This window comes from Mesorhizobium sp. WSM4810 (assembly GCF_055811235.1).
In genome coordinates this window covers 333,179-349,084 of record NZ_JBVVQV010000003.1, presented here as the reverse complement: position 1 = coordinate 349,084, position 15,906 = coordinate 333,179, and the positions used below count along the sequence as shown (strand labels likewise).

16 protein-coding genes are annotated in these 15,906 nt (G+C 62.1%); 12 read left to right on the top strand and 4 right to left on the bottom strand.

Annotated features, from left to right (window positions below; all coding sequences use genetic code 11):
- The first annotated feature begins 366 nt into the window (after positions 1 to 366).
- Positions 367 to 738, top strand: coding sequence for an endonuclease domain-containing protein (locus AC0L3O_RS06700; protein ID WP_287229679.1), 372 nt, complete (start codon positions 367 to 369; stop codon positions 736 to 738).
- 42 nt (positions 739 to 780) lie between these two features.
- On the opposite strand, the gene AC0L3O_RS06695 is transcribed toward AC0L3O_RS06700, so the two are convergent.
- On the bottom strand, positions 781 to 2,004 hold the full coding sequence (locus tag AC0L3O_RS06695) for a GNAT family N-acetyltransferase (RefSeq protein ID WP_473534600.1): 1,224 nt from the start codon (positions 2,002 to 2,004) through the stop codon (positions 781 to 783).
- A gap of 91 nt (positions 2,005 to 2,095) precedes the next feature.
- On the opposite strand from AC0L3O_RS06695, the gene AC0L3O_RS06690 reads away from it, so the two are divergent.
- From AC0L3O_RS06690 to AC0L3O_RS06645, 10 genes are all read left to right on the top strand, one after another.
- Positions 2,096 to 3,151, top strand: coding sequence for a polysaccharide deacetylase family protein (locus tag AC0L3O_RS06690; protein WP_023798372.1), 1,056 nt, complete (start codon positions 2,096 to 2,098; stop codon positions 3,149 to 3,151).
- A 437-nt stretch (positions 3,152 to 3,588) separates the two neighbouring features.
- Positions 3,589 to 4,653: an ABC transporter substrate-binding protein gene (locus AC0L3O_RS06685; protein ID WP_287254633.1), complete on the top strand. Its 1,065-nt coding sequence runs from the start codon at positions 3,589 to 3,591 to the stop codon at positions 4,651 to 4,653.
- Positions 4,654 to 4,700: 47 nt separating this feature from the next.
- Complete coding sequence (locus AC0L3O_RS06680; RefSeq protein ID WP_473615199.1) at positions 4,701 to 5,102, top strand: hypothetical protein; 402 nt, start codon at positions 4,701 to 4,703, stop codon at positions 5,100 to 5,102.
- 51 nt (positions 5,103 to 5,153) lie between these two features.
- Positions 5,154 to 6,161: an ABC transporter substrate-binding protein gene (locus tag AC0L3O_RS06675; RefSeq protein ID WP_023798369.1), complete on the top strand. Its 1,008-nt coding sequence runs from the start codon at positions 5,154 to 5,156 to the stop codon at positions 6,159 to 6,161.
- Between the two features lie 44 nt (positions 6,162 to 6,205).
- The gene (locus AC0L3O_RS06670) at positions 6,206 to 7,216 is read left to right on the top strand and encodes an ABC transporter substrate-binding protein (protein ID WP_023798368.1); all 1,011 of its coding nucleotides are present in this window, start codon (positions 6,206 to 6,208) and stop codon (positions 7,214 to 7,216) included.
- A gap of 47 nt (positions 7,217 to 7,263) precedes the next feature.
- Entirely contained in the window at positions 7,264 to 8,259 is a 996-nt protein-coding gene (locus AC0L3O_RS06665) for an ABC transporter substrate-binding protein (protein WP_023798367.1), read from the top strand.
- Positions 8,260 to 8,282: 23 nt separating this feature from the next.
- A complete protein-coding gene (locus AC0L3O_RS06660) occupies positions 8,283 to 8,846 on the top strand; it encodes an SCO family protein (protein WP_287193719.1) in 564 nt (187 codons plus the stop codon).
- Positions 8,779 to 10,920, top strand: coding sequence for an ATP-binding protein (locus AC0L3O_RS06655; protein ID WP_198032792.1), 2,142 nt, complete (start codon positions 8,779 to 8,781; stop codon positions 10,918 to 10,920). The genes AC0L3O_RS06660 and AC0L3O_RS06655 overlap by 68 nt, the downstream gene beginning before the upstream one ends.
- Positions 10,917 to 11,282, top strand: a complete 366-nt coding sequence (locus AC0L3O_RS06650; RefSeq protein WP_023798364.1) for a response regulator — start codon at positions 10,917 to 10,919, stop codon at positions 11,280 to 11,282. The genes AC0L3O_RS06655 and AC0L3O_RS06650 overlap by 4 nt, the downstream gene beginning before the upstream one ends.
- A 13-nt stretch (positions 11,283 to 11,295) precedes the next feature.
- Positions 11,296 to 12,447, top strand: a complete 1,152-nt coding sequence (locus AC0L3O_RS06645; protein ID WP_023798363.1) for an adenylate/guanylate cyclase domain-containing protein — start codon at positions 11,296 to 11,298, stop codon at positions 12,445 to 12,447.
- A gap of 214 nt (positions 12,448 to 12,661) precedes the next feature.
- Here AC0L3O_RS06645 and AC0L3O_RS06640 read toward each other — a convergent pair whose 3' ends face one another.
- Positions 12,662 to 12,880: a DUF2842 domain-containing protein gene (locus AC0L3O_RS06640; RefSeq protein WP_023798362.1), complete on the bottom strand. Its 219-nt coding sequence runs from the start codon at positions 12,878 to 12,880 to the stop codon at positions 12,662 to 12,664.
- Positions 12,881 to 13,032: 152 nt separating this feature from the next.
- On the opposite strand from AC0L3O_RS06640, the gene AC0L3O_RS06635 reads away from it, so the two are divergent.
- Positions 13,033 to 14,121, top strand: coding sequence for a COX15/CtaA family protein (locus AC0L3O_RS06635; protein WP_473534599.1), 1,089 nt, complete (start codon positions 13,033 to 13,035; stop codon positions 14,119 to 14,121).
- On the opposite strand, the gene AC0L3O_RS06630 is transcribed toward AC0L3O_RS06635, so the two are convergent.
- Together AC0L3O_RS06630 and argC are read right to left on the bottom strand one after the other, a co-directional pair.
- Positions 14,111 to 14,950 (bottom strand): aminoglycoside phosphotransferase family protein, encoded by an 840-nt coding sequence (locus AC0L3O_RS06630; protein WP_473482382.1) that lies wholly within the window; start codon positions 14,948 to 14,950, stop codon positions 14,111 to 14,113. The genes AC0L3O_RS06635 and AC0L3O_RS06630 overlap by 11 nt on opposite strands.
- Entirely contained in the window at positions 14,951 to 15,883 is a 933-nt protein-coding gene (gene argC, locus AC0L3O_RS06625; protein ID WP_287120408.1) for an N-acetyl-gamma-glutamyl-phosphate reductase, read from the bottom strand.
- Positions 15,884 to 15,906: the final 23 nt, after the last annotated feature.

Genomic DNA, 15,906 nt, shown 5'->3' with positions numbered 1-15,906 from the left:
GGCCGGATCGCTGTTGGTGCCAAGCTGGAACACCCCTCATCCGACCGAGCTTCGCTCGGCCACCTTCTCCCACAAGGGGAGAAGGGGGAGCCAATCGCGAACGTCGGCGACCGGAGTTTGCAGCAGTGGCGGTAAAAGCGCGGTCTTGCCTTCTCCCCTTGTGGGAGAAGGTGGATCGGCGCGCAGCGTCGAGACGGTTGAGGGGTGTTGGCCGGATCGCTGTTGGTGCCAAGCTGGAACACCCCTCATCCGACCGAGCTTCGCTCGGCCACCTTCTCCCACAAGGAGGGGGAGCCAATCGCGAACGTCAGCGATTTGCGTGACGATGGTGCTGGACGGAGCGCCAACGCCGGGTAATCTCGCCCGATGCCGCATCAGCCCGTCGCCCCGACCAAACGTCGTTTCGCCCGCTCGATGCGCCGCGAGTCAACGGAGGCGGAAGACCGCCTGTGGCACGAGCTGCGCGGACACAGGCTCGACCGCATCAAATTCCGGCGTCAGGTTCCTATCGGCAGATTCATCGCCGATTTCGTTTGCGCCGAGGCCAGGCTGATCGTCGAGATCGACGGCAGCCAGCATGCGGATTCAAACTATGATCGGGAGCGAGACGCCGAATTGAAGGCGAGGGGCTTTCGTGTGCTGCGCTTCTGGAACGACGACGTGCTGCGCGATTTGAACGCCGTCTGCGATACCATCATCGCTTATGTCGGCGACCAGAGTTTGCAGCCGTGGCGGTAATAGGGGAGCTAAATCACTTACGTCCCGGAATCTCGGCAGCGTTCAGCTGTCGTCCTCTGCTGGCACAGCCTGTCCGGCCGTCTTGCGGCGCAGCATCTTGGTCAGCTTCCAGATCGTCGGGCTGTTCTTGACGAAGGCTTTCAGGCGCGCGCCCTGCCGCAGGACAAACACCAGCGCGCGGCCTTTTGCCGTCAGCGGAATCAGGACCTCGAAATGCCGGGTTTCGATATCGCACCACAGCCGCTTGTAGGGTTCGTCGCCGACCGAGAAATCATAGACATCGAACCCCTTCTCGCAGGCTTCCTCGATGTTGTCGAAGAACAGGAAGTCGCCGGGGCTGGCATGGGCGAGGTCGTCGTCGGCGATCGCTCCGAATTCGCAGATCAGGCGTTTTCCCGAGCGGCTCGATCCGGTGACAGCGCGAAGCTTGCCGGCGACTTCGAGCCCATGCAGCACGAAGGACGGCGTGTCGTCGGAGAGCGCTTCGACGAACAAGGCGCGGAAGAAAGCACGAACCTGTGGCTCGCCGAAGACGTTGGCGATGCCCATCTTGCGGAAGCGGAACTCCTTCATCTCGAAAAACGCATCGAGCAACCTGTTCACCTCGTCCGCCGTCCGGGCCTCGATGCGGCGGTGGCTGCCGACGGCCCCAAACTTGCGCGCCTGCGAGCGGTGCCTCTTGCGCCTGCGCTTGCCGCTGGCGCGGGAGAGCAGGGCATCAAAACCTCCCGCCAGGTCGACGGCCAGCGACAGGTTGGGGCTGGGAAAATGCGGGAGGGACAGAAGCGGATTGGCAACGCGGTCGAGATCGGGCAGCAGCCGTTCCAGCGAGACGAGGTCGATGTCCGGCCGCGCCCTGGCGATCGCCGCCAGCATCGAGCGGATCGCCGCGCCATCCGCCCTGGTCAGCCAGGACGGGTCGGCGGCGGCGAAATTGCCGTTGGCATGGCGGCCGCCCATGAAACGGGCGACGCGTAACGGACCGCGGCTGGTGACTTCCAGCGCCAACCAAAAAACCGGCCGGCCGTCAGCGCTCAGCGTCGCCAAGACGGTGTCCGCTTCGGCATGTCTGGCCCAGTTCAGGATCCAGGCCGGGCTCTGCGCCGGCGCGAACAGCGCTGAACCGCAGAACTCGGCATAGGCCGCAAGTGCCGCACCGTCGGCGACCGACACCGACAGGCCGCCATGATCCGCAGGTACCGCGCGCGGCGCCGCCTGCATGGCCTCGAGCCGATTGCCGTCAAATGACGCGGTGGCGTCAACCATACCTCAATCCTTTAGGGCGTATTCACCGCGATTGGGGGCGCACATAGGCGCATTCCGTGCTTGGATGAGCCTAGGCGCAAAAGGTGAATGAATGATCGACGGGGGCGAGGCAATCCGGAAACTGGCGCTCAACGTCGTGCGCTATACCGGTCTTGCCCCGCTGGCCAAGCCGTTCGTCGGCGGCATCGGCGCCATCCTGATGCTGCACCGGGTCACCGCCACGCCGGAAAAGCCTGATAGCGTCAACCGGCATCTCAACATCGCGCCTGAGTTCCTCGACGCTGTCATCGCCGACATGAAGGCGCACGGCTATGCATTCGTCACCCTGGACGAGGCGATCGAGCGCATCAAGGCCGGCGGCAAGGGTGGCCAGTTCGCGGCGATCACCGCCGACGACGCCTATCGCGACAACAAGACCGAGGCGCTGCCGGTGCTGGAAAAGCACGGCGCGCCAATCACCATCTATGTCGCGCCGGGGCTGATAAACGGCGCCGCCGATCTATGGTGGGAGGTGGTCGAGGACATCGTCAGCGCGCGCAACCGGCTGGTTTTGACGACACCGAACGGTCCGGTGACGATCGACTGCTCGACCCCGGGCAAGAAAATCCAGGCCTTTGCGCGCCTGCACGATTATCTGACGCTGGAGGTCCGCGAGGAGGACCAGCGCGCGGTGCTGCGCGAATTGGCGCGGTCGAACGGTATCGAGTTGGGCGACCGCCAGAGCCTGTTGATGAACTGGGACGAGATCCGCGCCATGGCAGGGCATCCGCTGGTGACGATCGGCGCGCACACCGTCAATCATCGCAATCTGAAGCGGCTTTCCGAAGCCGATGCGCGGCACGAGGTCGACGGCGTCAGCGGCATATTGCAGGCCGAGCTTGGCGAGGCGCCGCGCCATTTCGCCTATCCCTATGGCTATGCCAGCGCCGTTGGTGACCGCGAAGTCGGCTTTGCCCGCGACGCCGGCTATGTCTCGGCGGTGACGACACGCCACGGCGTGCTGCGCGCCAAACATGCCGGCTTCCTGCACGCGCTGCCGCGTATTTCGGTCAACGGTCGCTATCAGAGCGTTGCCCATATCCGCACGATGCTGTCGGGCGTGACGACGCCGCTGGCCAACGCCGGCAAGATGCTCGTCACCATCTAGCGGTGAGACACTCCGGTGGAGGGCAAACCCTTTGCGGACCATCCCTGATGGGAGGTCAAGGGAACGTCGTGACCCAAGGCGGTCATTCCCGAACCGTCCGCCCAAGGTCTGAATCGACTATCAGGGCGGACGTTCAACGCCCTATTGTCGAAGGTCTCTTTGCAAGAAGAGACTGTGCCAGCGCGAGGTCGCGACCGGTAGGCTGACAGATGGGCTAGTCTGGCGGAGCTGCGGCAGCGTAAAGGATAATCGTTTGAGGCTGAGTGAGCTTTACCCTCGCTACGCGGGCCAATCGGGAGTATAGTTGCGTATCGCTGGCTGGGACCTCACGGGGCCGGCGACTGAGAGCGCAAGACTCCCGCATCAGACTAGGCGCGCTCCAACCTGCAGCTGTTCGGCGCGCCCACGAGACTATCTGCCTCTGCCGGAACCTCTTTTTGCTCGGTTCCGACCGGAATTGTCGTTTGCAGTTCGGGAGAGGGAGCGATCCCATGCAGATCATTCAAAATCGCCGCACGTTCCTGGCCGGCTTGACGGCGGCCGGCGGAGCCCAACTCTTCAACATTCGTCCATCCAAAGCTGCGGGGGAGCCACCGCCGGAAACGACTTCCGTCCGTCTGGGGCGGTGGATCGATGGCTCCTATTGCTGGGCGTCGCTCTATCTCGCGGGCGAGTTGATGCGCGCCGACGGATTGACCGATGTCCGCTACGTGCAAGGCGACACCAACGTCGACAACACCGAGTGGCTTACCGCCGGCGTCACGGATTTCGATTTCAACATGCCGTCGATGCACATCCGGAGCATCGAATCAGGGGCAAGTATCAAAATCCTGACCGGCGTGCACACAGGCTGCTGGGAACTGCGGGGCAATGACAGCGTCAACGGCATTGCCGACCTAAAGGGCAAACGGGTCGGGATTTGGGCGTTCAACGACCACCCGCATGTCTTTCTCAGCTTGATGATCAACTATGTTGGGCTTGATCCCGTTCACGAGATCGAATGGGTGTTGGGCATCTCTCCGATGCAGGATTTCATCGAAGGCAAGGTCGACGCCTTCCTCGCCGGCATCACCGAGTTGCCCGGCCTGCGCGCGAAGAAGATCGGCCACACGATCATCAGCAACGCCGTCGACCGGCCCTGGTCACAATATTACTGCTGCATGGTCGCCGGCAGGACTGATTACGTGGACAAGTACCCTGCTGCGACCAAGCGCATATTGCGCGCCATCCTGAAGTCCATCGATTTCTGCGCGTCGGATCCGGCATCGGCTGCGCGCGAACTCGTCGATCGAGGCTTTCTGCCCAGCTATGACCTCGCTCTGATAACGCTGAAAGAGGCCCAGCACGACAGGTGGCGAGGTTACGATTCCGAGGATTCGGTCCGCTTCTATGCGCTGCGAATGCAGGAGACGGGCATGATCAAGTCGAGCCCGCAACAGATTATCGCCCAGGGAACAGACTGGCGCTTCCTCGACGAGTTGAAGCACGAGCTGAAACTGTGAGCGTGTGGCCGGCACGCAGTGCCGTATCCACGGAAGGGAGCGTCCAAATGCAGGTCATCCAGAACCGCCGCCACTTCTTAGCCGGTATGAGTGCAATCGGCGCCGTTGGACTTGCCGGCGGTCGCAATTCATCCGCCGAGAATGCCCTGCTCGATACGACCACCGTCCGCTTCACCCATACCCCCGCCACCTGCAACGCACCTCTCTACCTCGCCGAGGAACTGTTGCGCGCCGACGGCTTTACCGGCCTCACCTATGTGGACGTGGATGCGGGCGTCAATACGCCGATGAAAATGACAAACGGCGAAGCGGATTTCGGGTTTGAGTTCGCCAGTGCCATCGTCATCGCAATCGATGCCGGCACAGCAACTCGCTCCAACAACAGCGTCCAACTGAAGGGGCGGCCGAGTGGATGCGCGTTCAGTGATTCAGTCCGACATCAGATTTGACGCGCGGATGACTCGACTGCCCGTTGGCCGAAGCTAACGATGGAGATATCCATGCAGAAGGTCCAAAGCAGACGCCGCTTCTTGGCCAATATGGCGGCGGCAGGAGTCGCCGGAGTTGTCGGCACCCGAAATTCACGTGCCGAAGAGGGCGGTCTCGAAACGACCACGGTCCGGCTCGCAAAACTCCCTGCCATCTGCATGGCGCCACAGTACGCCGCCAAGGAGTTGCTGCACGCAGAGGGCTTTACCGAAGTTCGCTATGTTGCAGTTGAGCTAGGTGACGCAACGACGAAGAGTATTGCAGCAGGCGAGGTGGATTTTAGCCTGAACTACGCGGGAAATCTCATCGTGCCGATGGATCTTGGAATACCGATCACGGTGGTTTCCGGCGTGCACACGGGATGCTTCGAGCTCTTCGGGAGCGAAGGGATCCACCGCATCACAGACCTGAAGGGCAGGACCGTAGGCGTGCCAAGTATAGGATCAGGGCCCCACCTGTTCTTGGCAAGTATGGCCACTTATGTCGGGCTTGACCCTGTGAGGGACATCAACTGGGTTGCCAGTCCATCCATCAAGCCAAAGGAGCTCTTTGTTGAGGGCAAAATCGATGCATTCCTTGGCCTTCCACCCGATCCGCAGGAGTTGCGCGACCGCAAAATCGGTCACGTCATCGTCAATAGCGCTGTGGACCGTCCATGGTCGCAGTACTTCTGCTGCTTGTTGGCTGGCAATGCGGAGTTCGTTCGGAACAACCCTGTCGCCACCAAGCGCGTCTTGCGCGCCATTCTCAAGGCGGCAGACCTCTGCGTCGCAGAGCCGCAGCGCGTCGCGCAACAGATCGTCGATAACGGGTTCACCGCCAACTATGACTATGCCCTGCAGACGATGAATGAAGTGCCTTATGGCAAGTGGCGCGAATACGAGCCCGAGGACACCGTACGGTTTTACGCCTTGCGCCTGCATGAGGCCGGCATGATCAAGACGAGCCCCCACCAGATTATCGCCAACGGAACGGACTGGCGCTTCCTCAACGAGGTGAAACGTGAGCTGAAGACGTGAGCGGGGGGCGGGCACTCAGTGCCTTTCCAGGGAAGGAGAGCACCATGCAAATCATCCAGAACCGCCGTCGCTTCTTGGCGGGCGCGGCTGCAGCCAGCGCCGCGGGGCTCATCGGGACCGCGACACAGGCATGGGCCGAGCCACCCCCGGAAACGACCTCCGTCCGCTTGCCGCGGTGGATCGATGGCGCCTACTGCTGGGCCGGCTTGTATATCGCCGGAGAGCTGCTGCGCGCGGAGGGCTTCACCGACGTCCGTTATGTGCAAGGCGACAAGAGCGTCGACCAGTGGAAGTGGATTGCGCGCGGCGAGACGGATTTCAGTGTGAACTACGCGCCGATCCATATCGCCTCGATCGAGGCCGGCGTGCCGATCAAGGTCCTTACCGGACTGCATTCCGGATGCCTCGAACTGATCGCCAACGACAGGATCAAAGACATCACGGACCTGCGCGGCAAACGGGTGGGCACGAAGACCTTCGATACGCCGTCATACGTCTATGTTGCCCTGATGGCCGCCTATGTCGGGCTCGATCCCGTCAACGATATCGAGTGGGTCATCGAGCAAGGCGATCCGGCGAAGAGCTTCGCCGAAGGAAAGTTCGACGCGTACCTCTTCACGCCGCCGCAGCCGCAGAAACTGCGCGCCAAGAAGATTGGCCACACGATCCTCAACACGACCCTCGACCGCCCCTGGTCGCAGCATTTCTGCTGCATGGTTTCCGGCACTGACGATTATGTGAACAGGTACCCGGTGGCAACCAAGCGTGTGCTGCGGGCCATCTTGAAGGGCGCCGATCTTTGCGCGTCCGATCCGTCATGGAGTGCCAGTCAGCTAGTCGATCGAGGTTTCCTGCCCAGTTATGACTACGCGCTGCAAACGCTGAGCGACACCCGGTACGACACTTGGCGGGACTACGATGCCGAAGCGTCAATCCGCTTCTTCGCGCTCCGCATGCAGGAGACGGGCATGATCAAGTCAAATCCGCAGAGGATCATCGCCGCAGGCACGGACTGGCGCTTCCTTGACGAGCTGAAGCGCGAGTTGAAGATGTAAGGGCGTGGCCCGCATGCAGTGCCGTTTTCCAAGGGAAGGAGAGCCCCATGCAAATCATCCAAAACCGCCGCCGCTTCCTGGCCGGCGCCGCGGCGGTCGGCGCCGCGGGCCTTATCGGCACCGCGACGCGAGCCCAGGCCGAGCCGCCACCCGAGACGACCACTATCCGCCTCGCGATGCCTGCTGCCGCCTGTATCGCTCCGCTAGTGATGGCCGAGGAGTTTCTTCACGAGGAGGGTTTCAGGGAAGTTCAGTATGTGCCGATGCCCCTCACTGGGGCTGCCATGCTGACGGACGGCGAGGTCGATTTCGACATGCCTGCCTGGTCCGACTACCTGCCCCTGGCGGACGCTGGAAGGCCATTGACGGTGCTCTCCGGCGTCCAGGTGGGATGCTACGAACTGCGTGCCAATCAGAGCATCCAGAGTGTTGCGGATTTGCGCGGGAAGAGGGTAGCCATAAACGACTTCGGTACTACCGATCATATGCTGGTCAGCATGATGGCAGCCTATGTCGGGCTCAAACCTGCCTCCGACATCAACTGGGTCGTGAACGCGTCGGTCAGCCAGGCCGAGCTCTTCATCGCCGGTGAGGTCGATGCATTCATCGGCTTTCCGCTCGGGCCCGAGAAGCCGTGCCCGCGAAATGTCGGTCATGTCGTCGTCAACATCGCCCATGATCGCCCGTGGTCGAATTATTTCTGCTGCATGGCTGCCGCCAATGCCGATTTCATGCGGGCTAATCCGGTGGCGACGAAGCGCGCTTTGCGTGCCATCCTCAAGGCGACCGACATCTGTCACCAGCAGCCTGAACAGGTGGCGCAGCGGATGGCTGCCCTCGGTTTCTCGCACGAGTGCGTGCTGATGACTTTGAACGATAGCCGCTATGGGCTTTGGCGAGAGTACGACCCGGAAGACTCGGTCCGCTTCTTTGCGCTTCGGCTGAACGAGCTGGGCATGATCAAGAAGACCCCAAAGGAAGTCATCTCCGGATTCACCGACTGGCGCTTCCTCGAGGAGATCAAGCGCGAGTTGAAGACGTGAGCGCGTGGCCGGCGGGTGTCCTGGTGCTGGCCGTGCTCGTCTTTCCAACGCAGGGGCTTTCACACGACTCGATGCACAACGAACGGTTGCCGGTGATCGGCCCCGCGCCCGACTTCGTGCTCACCTCTCAGGACAATCGGCCAGTAGCGCTTGCCGATTATCGCAGTAGGGTCGTCGCCGTCACCTTCATCTTTGCCTCCTGCACAGATACCTGCCCGATCCTGACCGCCTTGATGGTGCGGGTTCAGGACGAGCTGGGATCTGCGTTCGGCAACAAGATCGCTTTCGTTTCCATTACCGTCGATCCGGAGCGGGACACACCCGAGGTCTTGAGGCAGTATGCCGAAAATTTCGGCGCCGATCTCAAGGGCTGGGCGTTCCTTACCGGAGAGCCCGCCGCCATCCGCGAAGTGGTTCGCAAATATGGCGTTTTCGCGAGGAAGACGACGGGGGGAGACGTCGACCACACCTTCCTGACGTCACTCGTAGACCCGGATGGCATCTTGCGTGTACAGTATCTTGGCGTTCGGTTCGACCTGGAGGAGTTCCGGGGTGACCTTCTCAGCCTCTTGGACGAATCCAAATAAAATCACGAACCGGCTGGTCGGCTGGGTTGCGCGGCTGCCGGCGCGCGTCCAGACCAAGCTGCTGATCGCATTCCTGTCGATCGTCGGGCTGCTGATCGTGCTCGGGGCTGTCGGGTTACAGGTGCTGAGTGGGGTGAACGATCAGACGACCGAGCTGATCAAGCTGCAGCGCAGGATCGCAGCCTATCGCCAGGTGCAGCACGATACGACGAACCAACTCTATGGCATCTCGACCGCACTTTTGCTTCAGGACGACCGGATGCTGGATGCGGCGCTGCGCCAGCTCAATCAGTTTGGCTACGACCTCGACCGCATGGAGTTCGTCGCCGAAAGTGAGGCGGAAGTACTCGGCGAAGTCCGGCAGGAGTACGAACGGGTTACGGCCGGCGTGACACATGTCGCGGAGCTCTTCCGTGCCGGCCGCACGGAGGAGGCGCGTACGGTTCAGCAGGCTGAGATCATGCCCTCGGCCGACCGCCTGGAGCGGCTGACCAATCAACTGGTCAATATGGCCGAAGCCGACATGGTGGCGGCAATCGAAACGACCGAGGGGGCGTACGGGACCTCCCGACTGATTGTGCTCTCCTTTGCGGTGGGCAGCATCCTGCTGGCGCTGGGGCTGGGCTACATCATCTCCTGGTCGTTGATCGAGCCGGTCAAGAAGATTGAGACGCGTCTGCGCCAGATAGCGGCCGGCGACTTTGCCCAACAGGTTGCCGTCACCAACCGGGACGAGCTCGGAGTGCTTGCCGGCAATGTCAACCAGACGTCCGAACAGCTGGGGCGGCTTTATCAAGAGGTGCAGGCGCGCACGGCCGAGCTTGCGCGCTCGGTCGGCGAACTGGAGGCGCTCGGGGAAGTCAGCAAGGCGGTCAATTCGACGCTCGATCTCGACACGGTGCTACAGACGATCGTTGCGAAGGCGGTTCAATTGTCGGACACGGATGCGGGCACCATCTATGTGTTCAGCAGCACCAGGCAACAATTTCGCCCGCGCGCAACCTATGGGATGAGCGACGAACTCATCGCCGCGATTTCCGACCAGGCCATCGGGCTGAACGATCCCGGAATTGGCGACGCGGCACGGCGCTGTGCACCTGTCCAGGTACCGGATCTCAGCGAAGGAACGCCGTCTCCCGCTCAGAAGATCGTCCTCGACGCCGGATATCGCAGCGTTTTGGTGGTTCCGCTGCTCAGGCCGAACAAGCTCGTCGGCGCGCTCGTCGTCAGGCGCCGCAAGCCAGGTGAATTCGACCAGCAAATCATTCATCTGCTGGAGACGTTCGCAGCGCAATCGGTGCTCGCAATCCAGAATGCCAAGCTGTTCCGCGAGATCGAGGAAAAAGGCCGGGAGCTGGAGACGGCCAGCCGCCACAAGTCTCAGTTCCTCGCGAATATGAGCCACGAACTCAGGACGCCGCTCAATTCAGTTCTGGGCTTCACCGAATTGCTGGTCGACGGGATTTACGGCGAGCTCCCGGACAAGGCCAAGACGACTATTGCGCGCGTGCAAGCAAACGGCCGTCATCTCTTGGGGCTCATCAACGACGTGCTCGATCTTTCAAAGATCGAAGCGGGCCAGCTCACGCTGGCGCTGGAGGATTATTCCGTTGGGCAAATTGTTCGATCGACCGTTACAGCTGTGGAGCCGCTGGCGCGTTCAAAAGGGCTTTCGCTCGCTGCGACCGTCGCCGAAAATCTTCCGCTGGGTCGCGGGGACGAACGCCGCCTGACCCAAGTCCTGCTCAATCTTGCCGGCAATGCCGTCAAGTTCACCGAGAGGGGCGCGATCGACATTCTTGCCGATGCGGTCGACGGGCACTTTGAGATCATCGTGCGCGACACGGGTCCCGGCATTGCACCCACAGACCAGGCGCTCATCTTCGACGAATTCCAACAGGTCGACAGCAGCAGCACCAGGCAGAAGGGTGGCACGGGCCTCGGCCTAGCGATCTCGAAGCGTATCGTGGAAATGCACGGTGGAACCATAGGCGTCGAATCCGTGCCCGGTTCAGGCTCGACATTCCGCATGGCGATACCGATCCGGGTGGGAGAGGATGTGAAGGCAACATGAGCAAGAGAATCCTGATGGTGGAAGACACCGAGGACAACCGGCAGATCGTACGCGATCTCATCGCCACCACCGAATACGAACTGATCGAGGCCGCGGACGGTGCTGCCGGTGTCGCTGCCGCTGCAGCTGAGAAGCCAGACCTGATCCTGATGGACATTCAGCTTCCGGTGATCGACGGATATGAAGCTGCCCGCCGCATAAAGGCTGACCCGGCGCTCCGGCACATTCCGATAGTCGCCGTCACCTCCTACGCATTGTCGGGCGATGAGGCGAAAGCCCTTGCTGCCGGGTGCGATGGCTACATTGCCAAGCCATTCAGTCCGCGCCAGCTGCTTGCCAAGATCCGGGAGTTGCTTTCCTAGAGGAGACAGGGCCTTGCACGATCCGCCTCGCATTCTCGCCGTCGACGATACCCCGGAAAACCTCGAAATCCTGCGTATGCGCCTCGAGGCGAATGGCTACGAAGTGGTAACAGCAGCCGACGGCGAAGAGGGGCTTGCGAAGGTGCGCAGCCTCAGGCCGGACCTCATCCTCCTCGACATCATGATGCCGAAGCTCGACGGGATAAGCGTCGTGCGGATGCTCAAGGCAGACGTTTCGCTGCGATCGATCCCGGTTATCCTTGTCACCGCAAAAGCCGATACGCGGGATGTAGTCGAGGGATTGGATGCCGGCGGCGACGACTATCTAACCAAGCCGTTCGAGCACAGAGCGCTAGTGGCGCGCGTGCGGTCGATGCTACGCCAGAAGGCGCTTTACGACACCGTGGAGAGCCAGACGCGGCTCCTCGAGGGTCAGGCAGCACAATTGGCTGCATGGAATCGCTCTCTTGAACAAACAGTGGCGGAGCAGGTTACGGAGATCGAGCGAATGGGCCGGCTCCGACGGTTTCTTCCCGCGCAGGTCGCCGACCTTGTCGTTGCGGCAGGCAATGGCGACGCGCTTCTTCAAAGCCATCGTCGCGAGGTGACCGTCGTTTTCTGCGATTTGCGCGGCTTTACAGCCTTCGCCGAGACTGCCGAGCCCGAGGAGGTAATGACGGTTCTTGGCGAGTACCATTCCTGTCTCGGCGAACAGATCGTCCGTCACGAGGGGACTTTGGAGCGGTTCGTGGGCGACGGTATCGTTGTTGTTTTCAACGATCCGCTGCCCTGTGCCGATCACACCGAGAGGGCTGTCTCAATGGCTGCGGCGATGCGTGACGCAATTGACGAGCATTCAGAGCGATGGCGTAAACGGGACTACTTGCTTGGCTTCGGCATCGGTATCGCCCGGGGACACGCCACCATCGGGCGGATCGGTTTCGATCAGCGCGCGGACTACGCGGTCATCGGCACTGTGTCGAACCATGCGGCCCGATTGTGCGAGGAGGCCAAGTCTCGCCAGATTCTCGTCAGCCAACGGGTTCTTGGCGCCGTCGAATCATTGGTCGAATCCGTTCCAGTTGGCGAACTGACACTGAAGGGGTTTCGCCGCCCTATGCTGGCTTACGAAATTGTCCGGTGGCTTGGCCGGTCAAGTTTATGAACGCAGCCCAATGAGTGACCCGCGGGCGGACCAAGCCGTCGGCATGAATGACCGCAACGGTGGAAAGCGGTCGTTCCGTGGGCAGCAAGCGAACGACAACAATTGGTGCCGCCGGCGCGTTCCGATCGGCGACACGGAAGGCAGAAAACCACCCTGAGCTGCCCTACACCTCGGGTAGCAAGCGTCAGGCTTTCACCGCGGCGGCGAGCGAGCTTCAATTCTTCGGCCGCGGCGGCTCCAGGATCAGCCATTTGATGATGCCCATGGCCGGCAGCACCCAGAGCATGCCGCTGAGCAGGAAGAACAGGAAATGCGCCCACGGTCCCGATTCCGCCAGTTGCGCAACCGCCACGATCGATGCGACCAGCGCATAGACGATGACCAGCGCCACCAGCAGGATTGTTCCGATCAGCTTTTTCAGGCGAATGGGCATTTCGCGATCCGGTTGATCCCTATCGCTTAGGCCCAACGGAAGAGGCACGCAACAGCCAAGAAGCGGCGCGACGGCGTGCCGCGCTGTCCGGTCTTGCCAGTTGGATTGCGATGGTTCACCAATCCGCGACTGCAACCTGCCGGGACAAGACCATGGCTGCCATAGCTGCCGCGCCTTTCGTGACCCGCGACCGCGACCTGCGCAACCGGGTGCTGGTGCGCGGCTGGCTCTACGTCGTGCTCCTGGTGCTGTTTGTGCTGGTGCTGGTCGGCGGCGCCACCAGGCTCACCGAATCCGGCCTTTCGATCACCGAATGGAAGCCGATCCACGGCATCATCCCGCCGCTCAACGACGCCGAATGGCAGGAGGAATTCCAGCGCTACCAGCAGATCCCGCAATATGCCGAGCTCAACAAGGGCATGAGCCTCGAAGCGTTCAAGTCGATCTTCTGGTGGGAATGGTTGCACCGGATCCTGGCGCGCGGTGTCGGCGTGGTTTTCGCCGTGCCGCTGGTGTTTTTCTGGGCGACGCGCCGCATCGAACGCGGTCTTGGTCCGAAATTATTGGGCATTCTTCTTCTCGGCGGCCTGCAGGGCGCGATCGGCTGGTGGATGGTGGCGTCCGGGCTGGTCGACCGCGTCTCCGTCAGCCAATACCGGCTGGCGACGCATCTGACGCTGGCGGCGCTGATCTTCACCGCGACCATGGTGGTCGCGCGTGGATTGGCCCCGCATTCCGAGCCCGCGGCCGACCGCTCGACCCAGCGTCTGGCCGGCTTTCTGGTGCTGCTGGCGCTGATCCAGATCTATTTCGGCGGGCTGGTCGCCGGGCTCGATGCCGGCCTGAGCTACAACACTTGGCCGCTGATGGACGGCAAGCTCATCCCCGGCGACCTGTTGATCCTCGAGCCGGCATGGCGCAACTTCTTCGAGAGCCCGAAGACGGTCCAGTTCATCCACCGGCTCGGCGCCTACGCTATTTTCGTCGCAGCACTTTGGCACATGATCGCCACGCACCGGCGCCAGCCCGGCACCACCCATGCGCGCCGCGCGACGCTGCTGTTTGTGCTGGTGCTGCTGCAGGCCCTGATCGGCATCGGCACGCTGCTGATGCAGGTGCCGCTGCACATGGCGCTGACGCATCAGGTTTTCGCGCTTGTCCTGTTGGGCTTTGCCGCAGCGCATTGGCGCGGCACCAAGGGCGCTTATCCCATGCCCAACCAGATCGCCGTCAGAGGCTGAGCCGCACCGTCCTGATCGCCGTGGCAATGGACAATTCGCGGCTTTCCTCGACCGCATTGCCGTCTTCATGATGCCATGACGCCGACAGGCAGCCATAGGCGATGGCGTGATCCAGAATGGCTGGCGGCGTCTGGCCGAGCGTTCTGGCGAAAATCTCGGCCATGTCGGCAATCCGCCGGGGATCACGGCAAAGCTCGTCGCGGCCGAGCGGATTGTAGAACATGTTCGCCGCGTCGAAGCCGGGATCGCCGAGAACGCCCTTCGGGTCGATCGCCAGCCAGCCGCGCGCTCCCAGCATGATGTTGTCGTGATGCAGGTCGCCATGCAGCGGCAGCACCTCGACAGGATTGGCCAACAGCCGTTCCGCGGTCGCAGCCGCTTCGACGTAAAAGCTCTTTTCGCCGGCGTCGCGATCGATCTTCGCCTTGTTGAACAGACTGGAAAACCGCACCCGCAACGGCTGAAGGTCTGGTGGGGCAGGGTGGTCGGATGGCGAGAACAGTCTTGCCATCACTTCGGCCGCGATTGCTGTGGCGGCATTGTCGCCCTGCTCGGCGAGAACCTGTGACAGCAAGGTTTCACCGGCATATTCGAGCAGCATGCAGTGGCCGTCGCGGCCGAGCAGCCGTACCGCGCCTTCGCCGCGCCGCCAGGCGAGGAAATGCTCGCCGCGCAACTCGTCCTCGACGTCGTCGAAAGCTTTGAGCGCCTTGACGATCGCCGGCGAGCCGTCCTCGCGAACAACTTTCCAGATGCGGCTGCTGAACGTCTCGGCAATCAGTTCTGGCGCGTCGACCTTCCAGCGGCCTGGGAATGCCGGCGCGTCCATTCAGTTCTTGAGGCCGAGCATCAGATCCATGTTCTGCACGGCAGCGCCCGAGGCGCCCTTGCCGAGATTGTCGTAGACGGCGAACAGCAGCGCCTGGGCCCTGTCGTCGTTGGCGAAGACATGGAGCATCATCCGGTTGGTGCCGTTGTAGACTTCGGGATCGATCTCCGGCACGCGCTCCAGATGCGCATAGGGCGCCACCTCGACCACGCCGCCATCGATGGCGGCGAAATGGTCGGCGATCGCCGCATGAAGCTCGGCGCCGGTCGGCACATAGTCGAGGCCGCCGAGCTGCAGCGGCACCACGGTGATCATGCCTTGCGCGAAATTGCCGACCGCCGGCTGCATGATCGGATCATGCGACAGCTTCGCATAGGTCCTGAGCTCCGGCACATGCTTGTGCTGCAGGGTCAGCCCGTAGGGCAGGAATTCCGAGGCATCCTCGCCCTTGGCGACATAGTCCTCGATCATCGGCCGGCCGCCGCCCGAATAGCCAGTAATGCCGTTGACGGTGACCGGAAAATCCGCCGGCAACAGCCCGGCCGCCACCAGCGGCCTCAGCGTCGCGATCGGCCCTTGCGGCCAGCAGCCTGGATTGGTGACGCGCTTCGCCGAAGCGATCTTGCGACCCTGAGCCTTGTCCATTTCGGCAAAACCATATTCCCAACCTTCTGCCACGCGATGCGCCGTCGAGGCGTCGATAACCCTTGTCGTGTCGTTGCTGATCAGCGAGACGCTTTCCTTCGCGGCTGCGTCCGGCAGGCACAGGATCGCGACATCGGCGGCGTTGAGGAACTCGGCTCTGGCTGCCGGTTCCTTGCGGCGCTCGGTCGGAATCGAGATGATCTCCAGGTCGCCGCGCTCGGCAAGCAGCGCCCTGATCTGGAGACCGGTGGTGCCGTGCTCGCCGTCGATGAAGATTTTCGGTTTCATTTGCCTGCCTGAACTCCCTGATA

Bases quoted from the DNA above. Each gene is read 5' to 3' on its own strand.
- AC0L3O_RS06700 (WP_287229679.1), top strand. From the start codon at position 367: ATGCCGCATCAGCCCGTCGCCCCGACCAAACGTCGTTTCGCCCGCTCG.
- AC0L3O_RS06695 (WP_473534600.1), bottom strand. From the start codon at position 2,004: ATGGTTGACGCCACCGCGTCATTTGACGGCAATCGGCTCGAGGCCATG.
- AC0L3O_RS06690 (WP_023798372.1), top strand. From the start codon at position 2,096: ATGATCGACGGGGGCGAGGCAATCCGGAAACTGGCGCTCAACGTCGTG.
- AC0L3O_RS06680 (WP_473615199.1), top strand. From the start codon at position 4,701: ATGCAGGTCATCCAGAACCGCCGCCACTTCTTAGCCGGTATGAGTGCA.
- AC0L3O_RS06675 (WP_023798369.1), top strand. From the start codon at position 5,154: ATGCAGAAGGTCCAAAGCAGACGCCGCTTCTTGGCCAATATGGCGGCG.
- AC0L3O_RS06670 (WP_023798368.1), top strand. From the start codon at position 6,206: ATGCAAATCATCCAGAACCGCCGTCGCTTCTTGGCGGGCGCGGCTGCA.
- AC0L3O_RS06665 (WP_023798367.1), top strand. From the start codon at position 7,264: ATGCAAATCATCCAAAACCGCCGCCGCTTCCTGGCCGGCGCCGCGGCG.
- AC0L3O_RS06650 (WP_023798364.1), top strand. From the start codon at position 10,917: ATGAGCAAGAGAATCCTGATGGTGGAAGACACCGAGGACAACCGGCAG.
- AC0L3O_RS06640 (WP_023798362.1), bottom strand. From the start codon at position 12,880: ATGCCCATTCGCCTGAAAAAGCTGATCGGAACAATCCTGCTGGTGGCG.
- AC0L3O_RS06635 (WP_473534599.1), top strand. From the start codon at position 13,033: ATGGCTGCCATAGCTGCCGCGCCTTTCGTGACCCGCGACCGCGACCTG.
- AC0L3O_RS06630 (WP_473482382.1), bottom strand. From the start codon at position 14,950: ATGGACGCGCCGGCATTCCCAGGCCGCTGGAAGGTCGACGCGCCAGAA.
- argC (WP_287120408.1), bottom strand. From the start codon at position 15,883: ATGAAACCGAAAATCTTCATCGACGGCGAGCACGGCACCACCGGTCTC.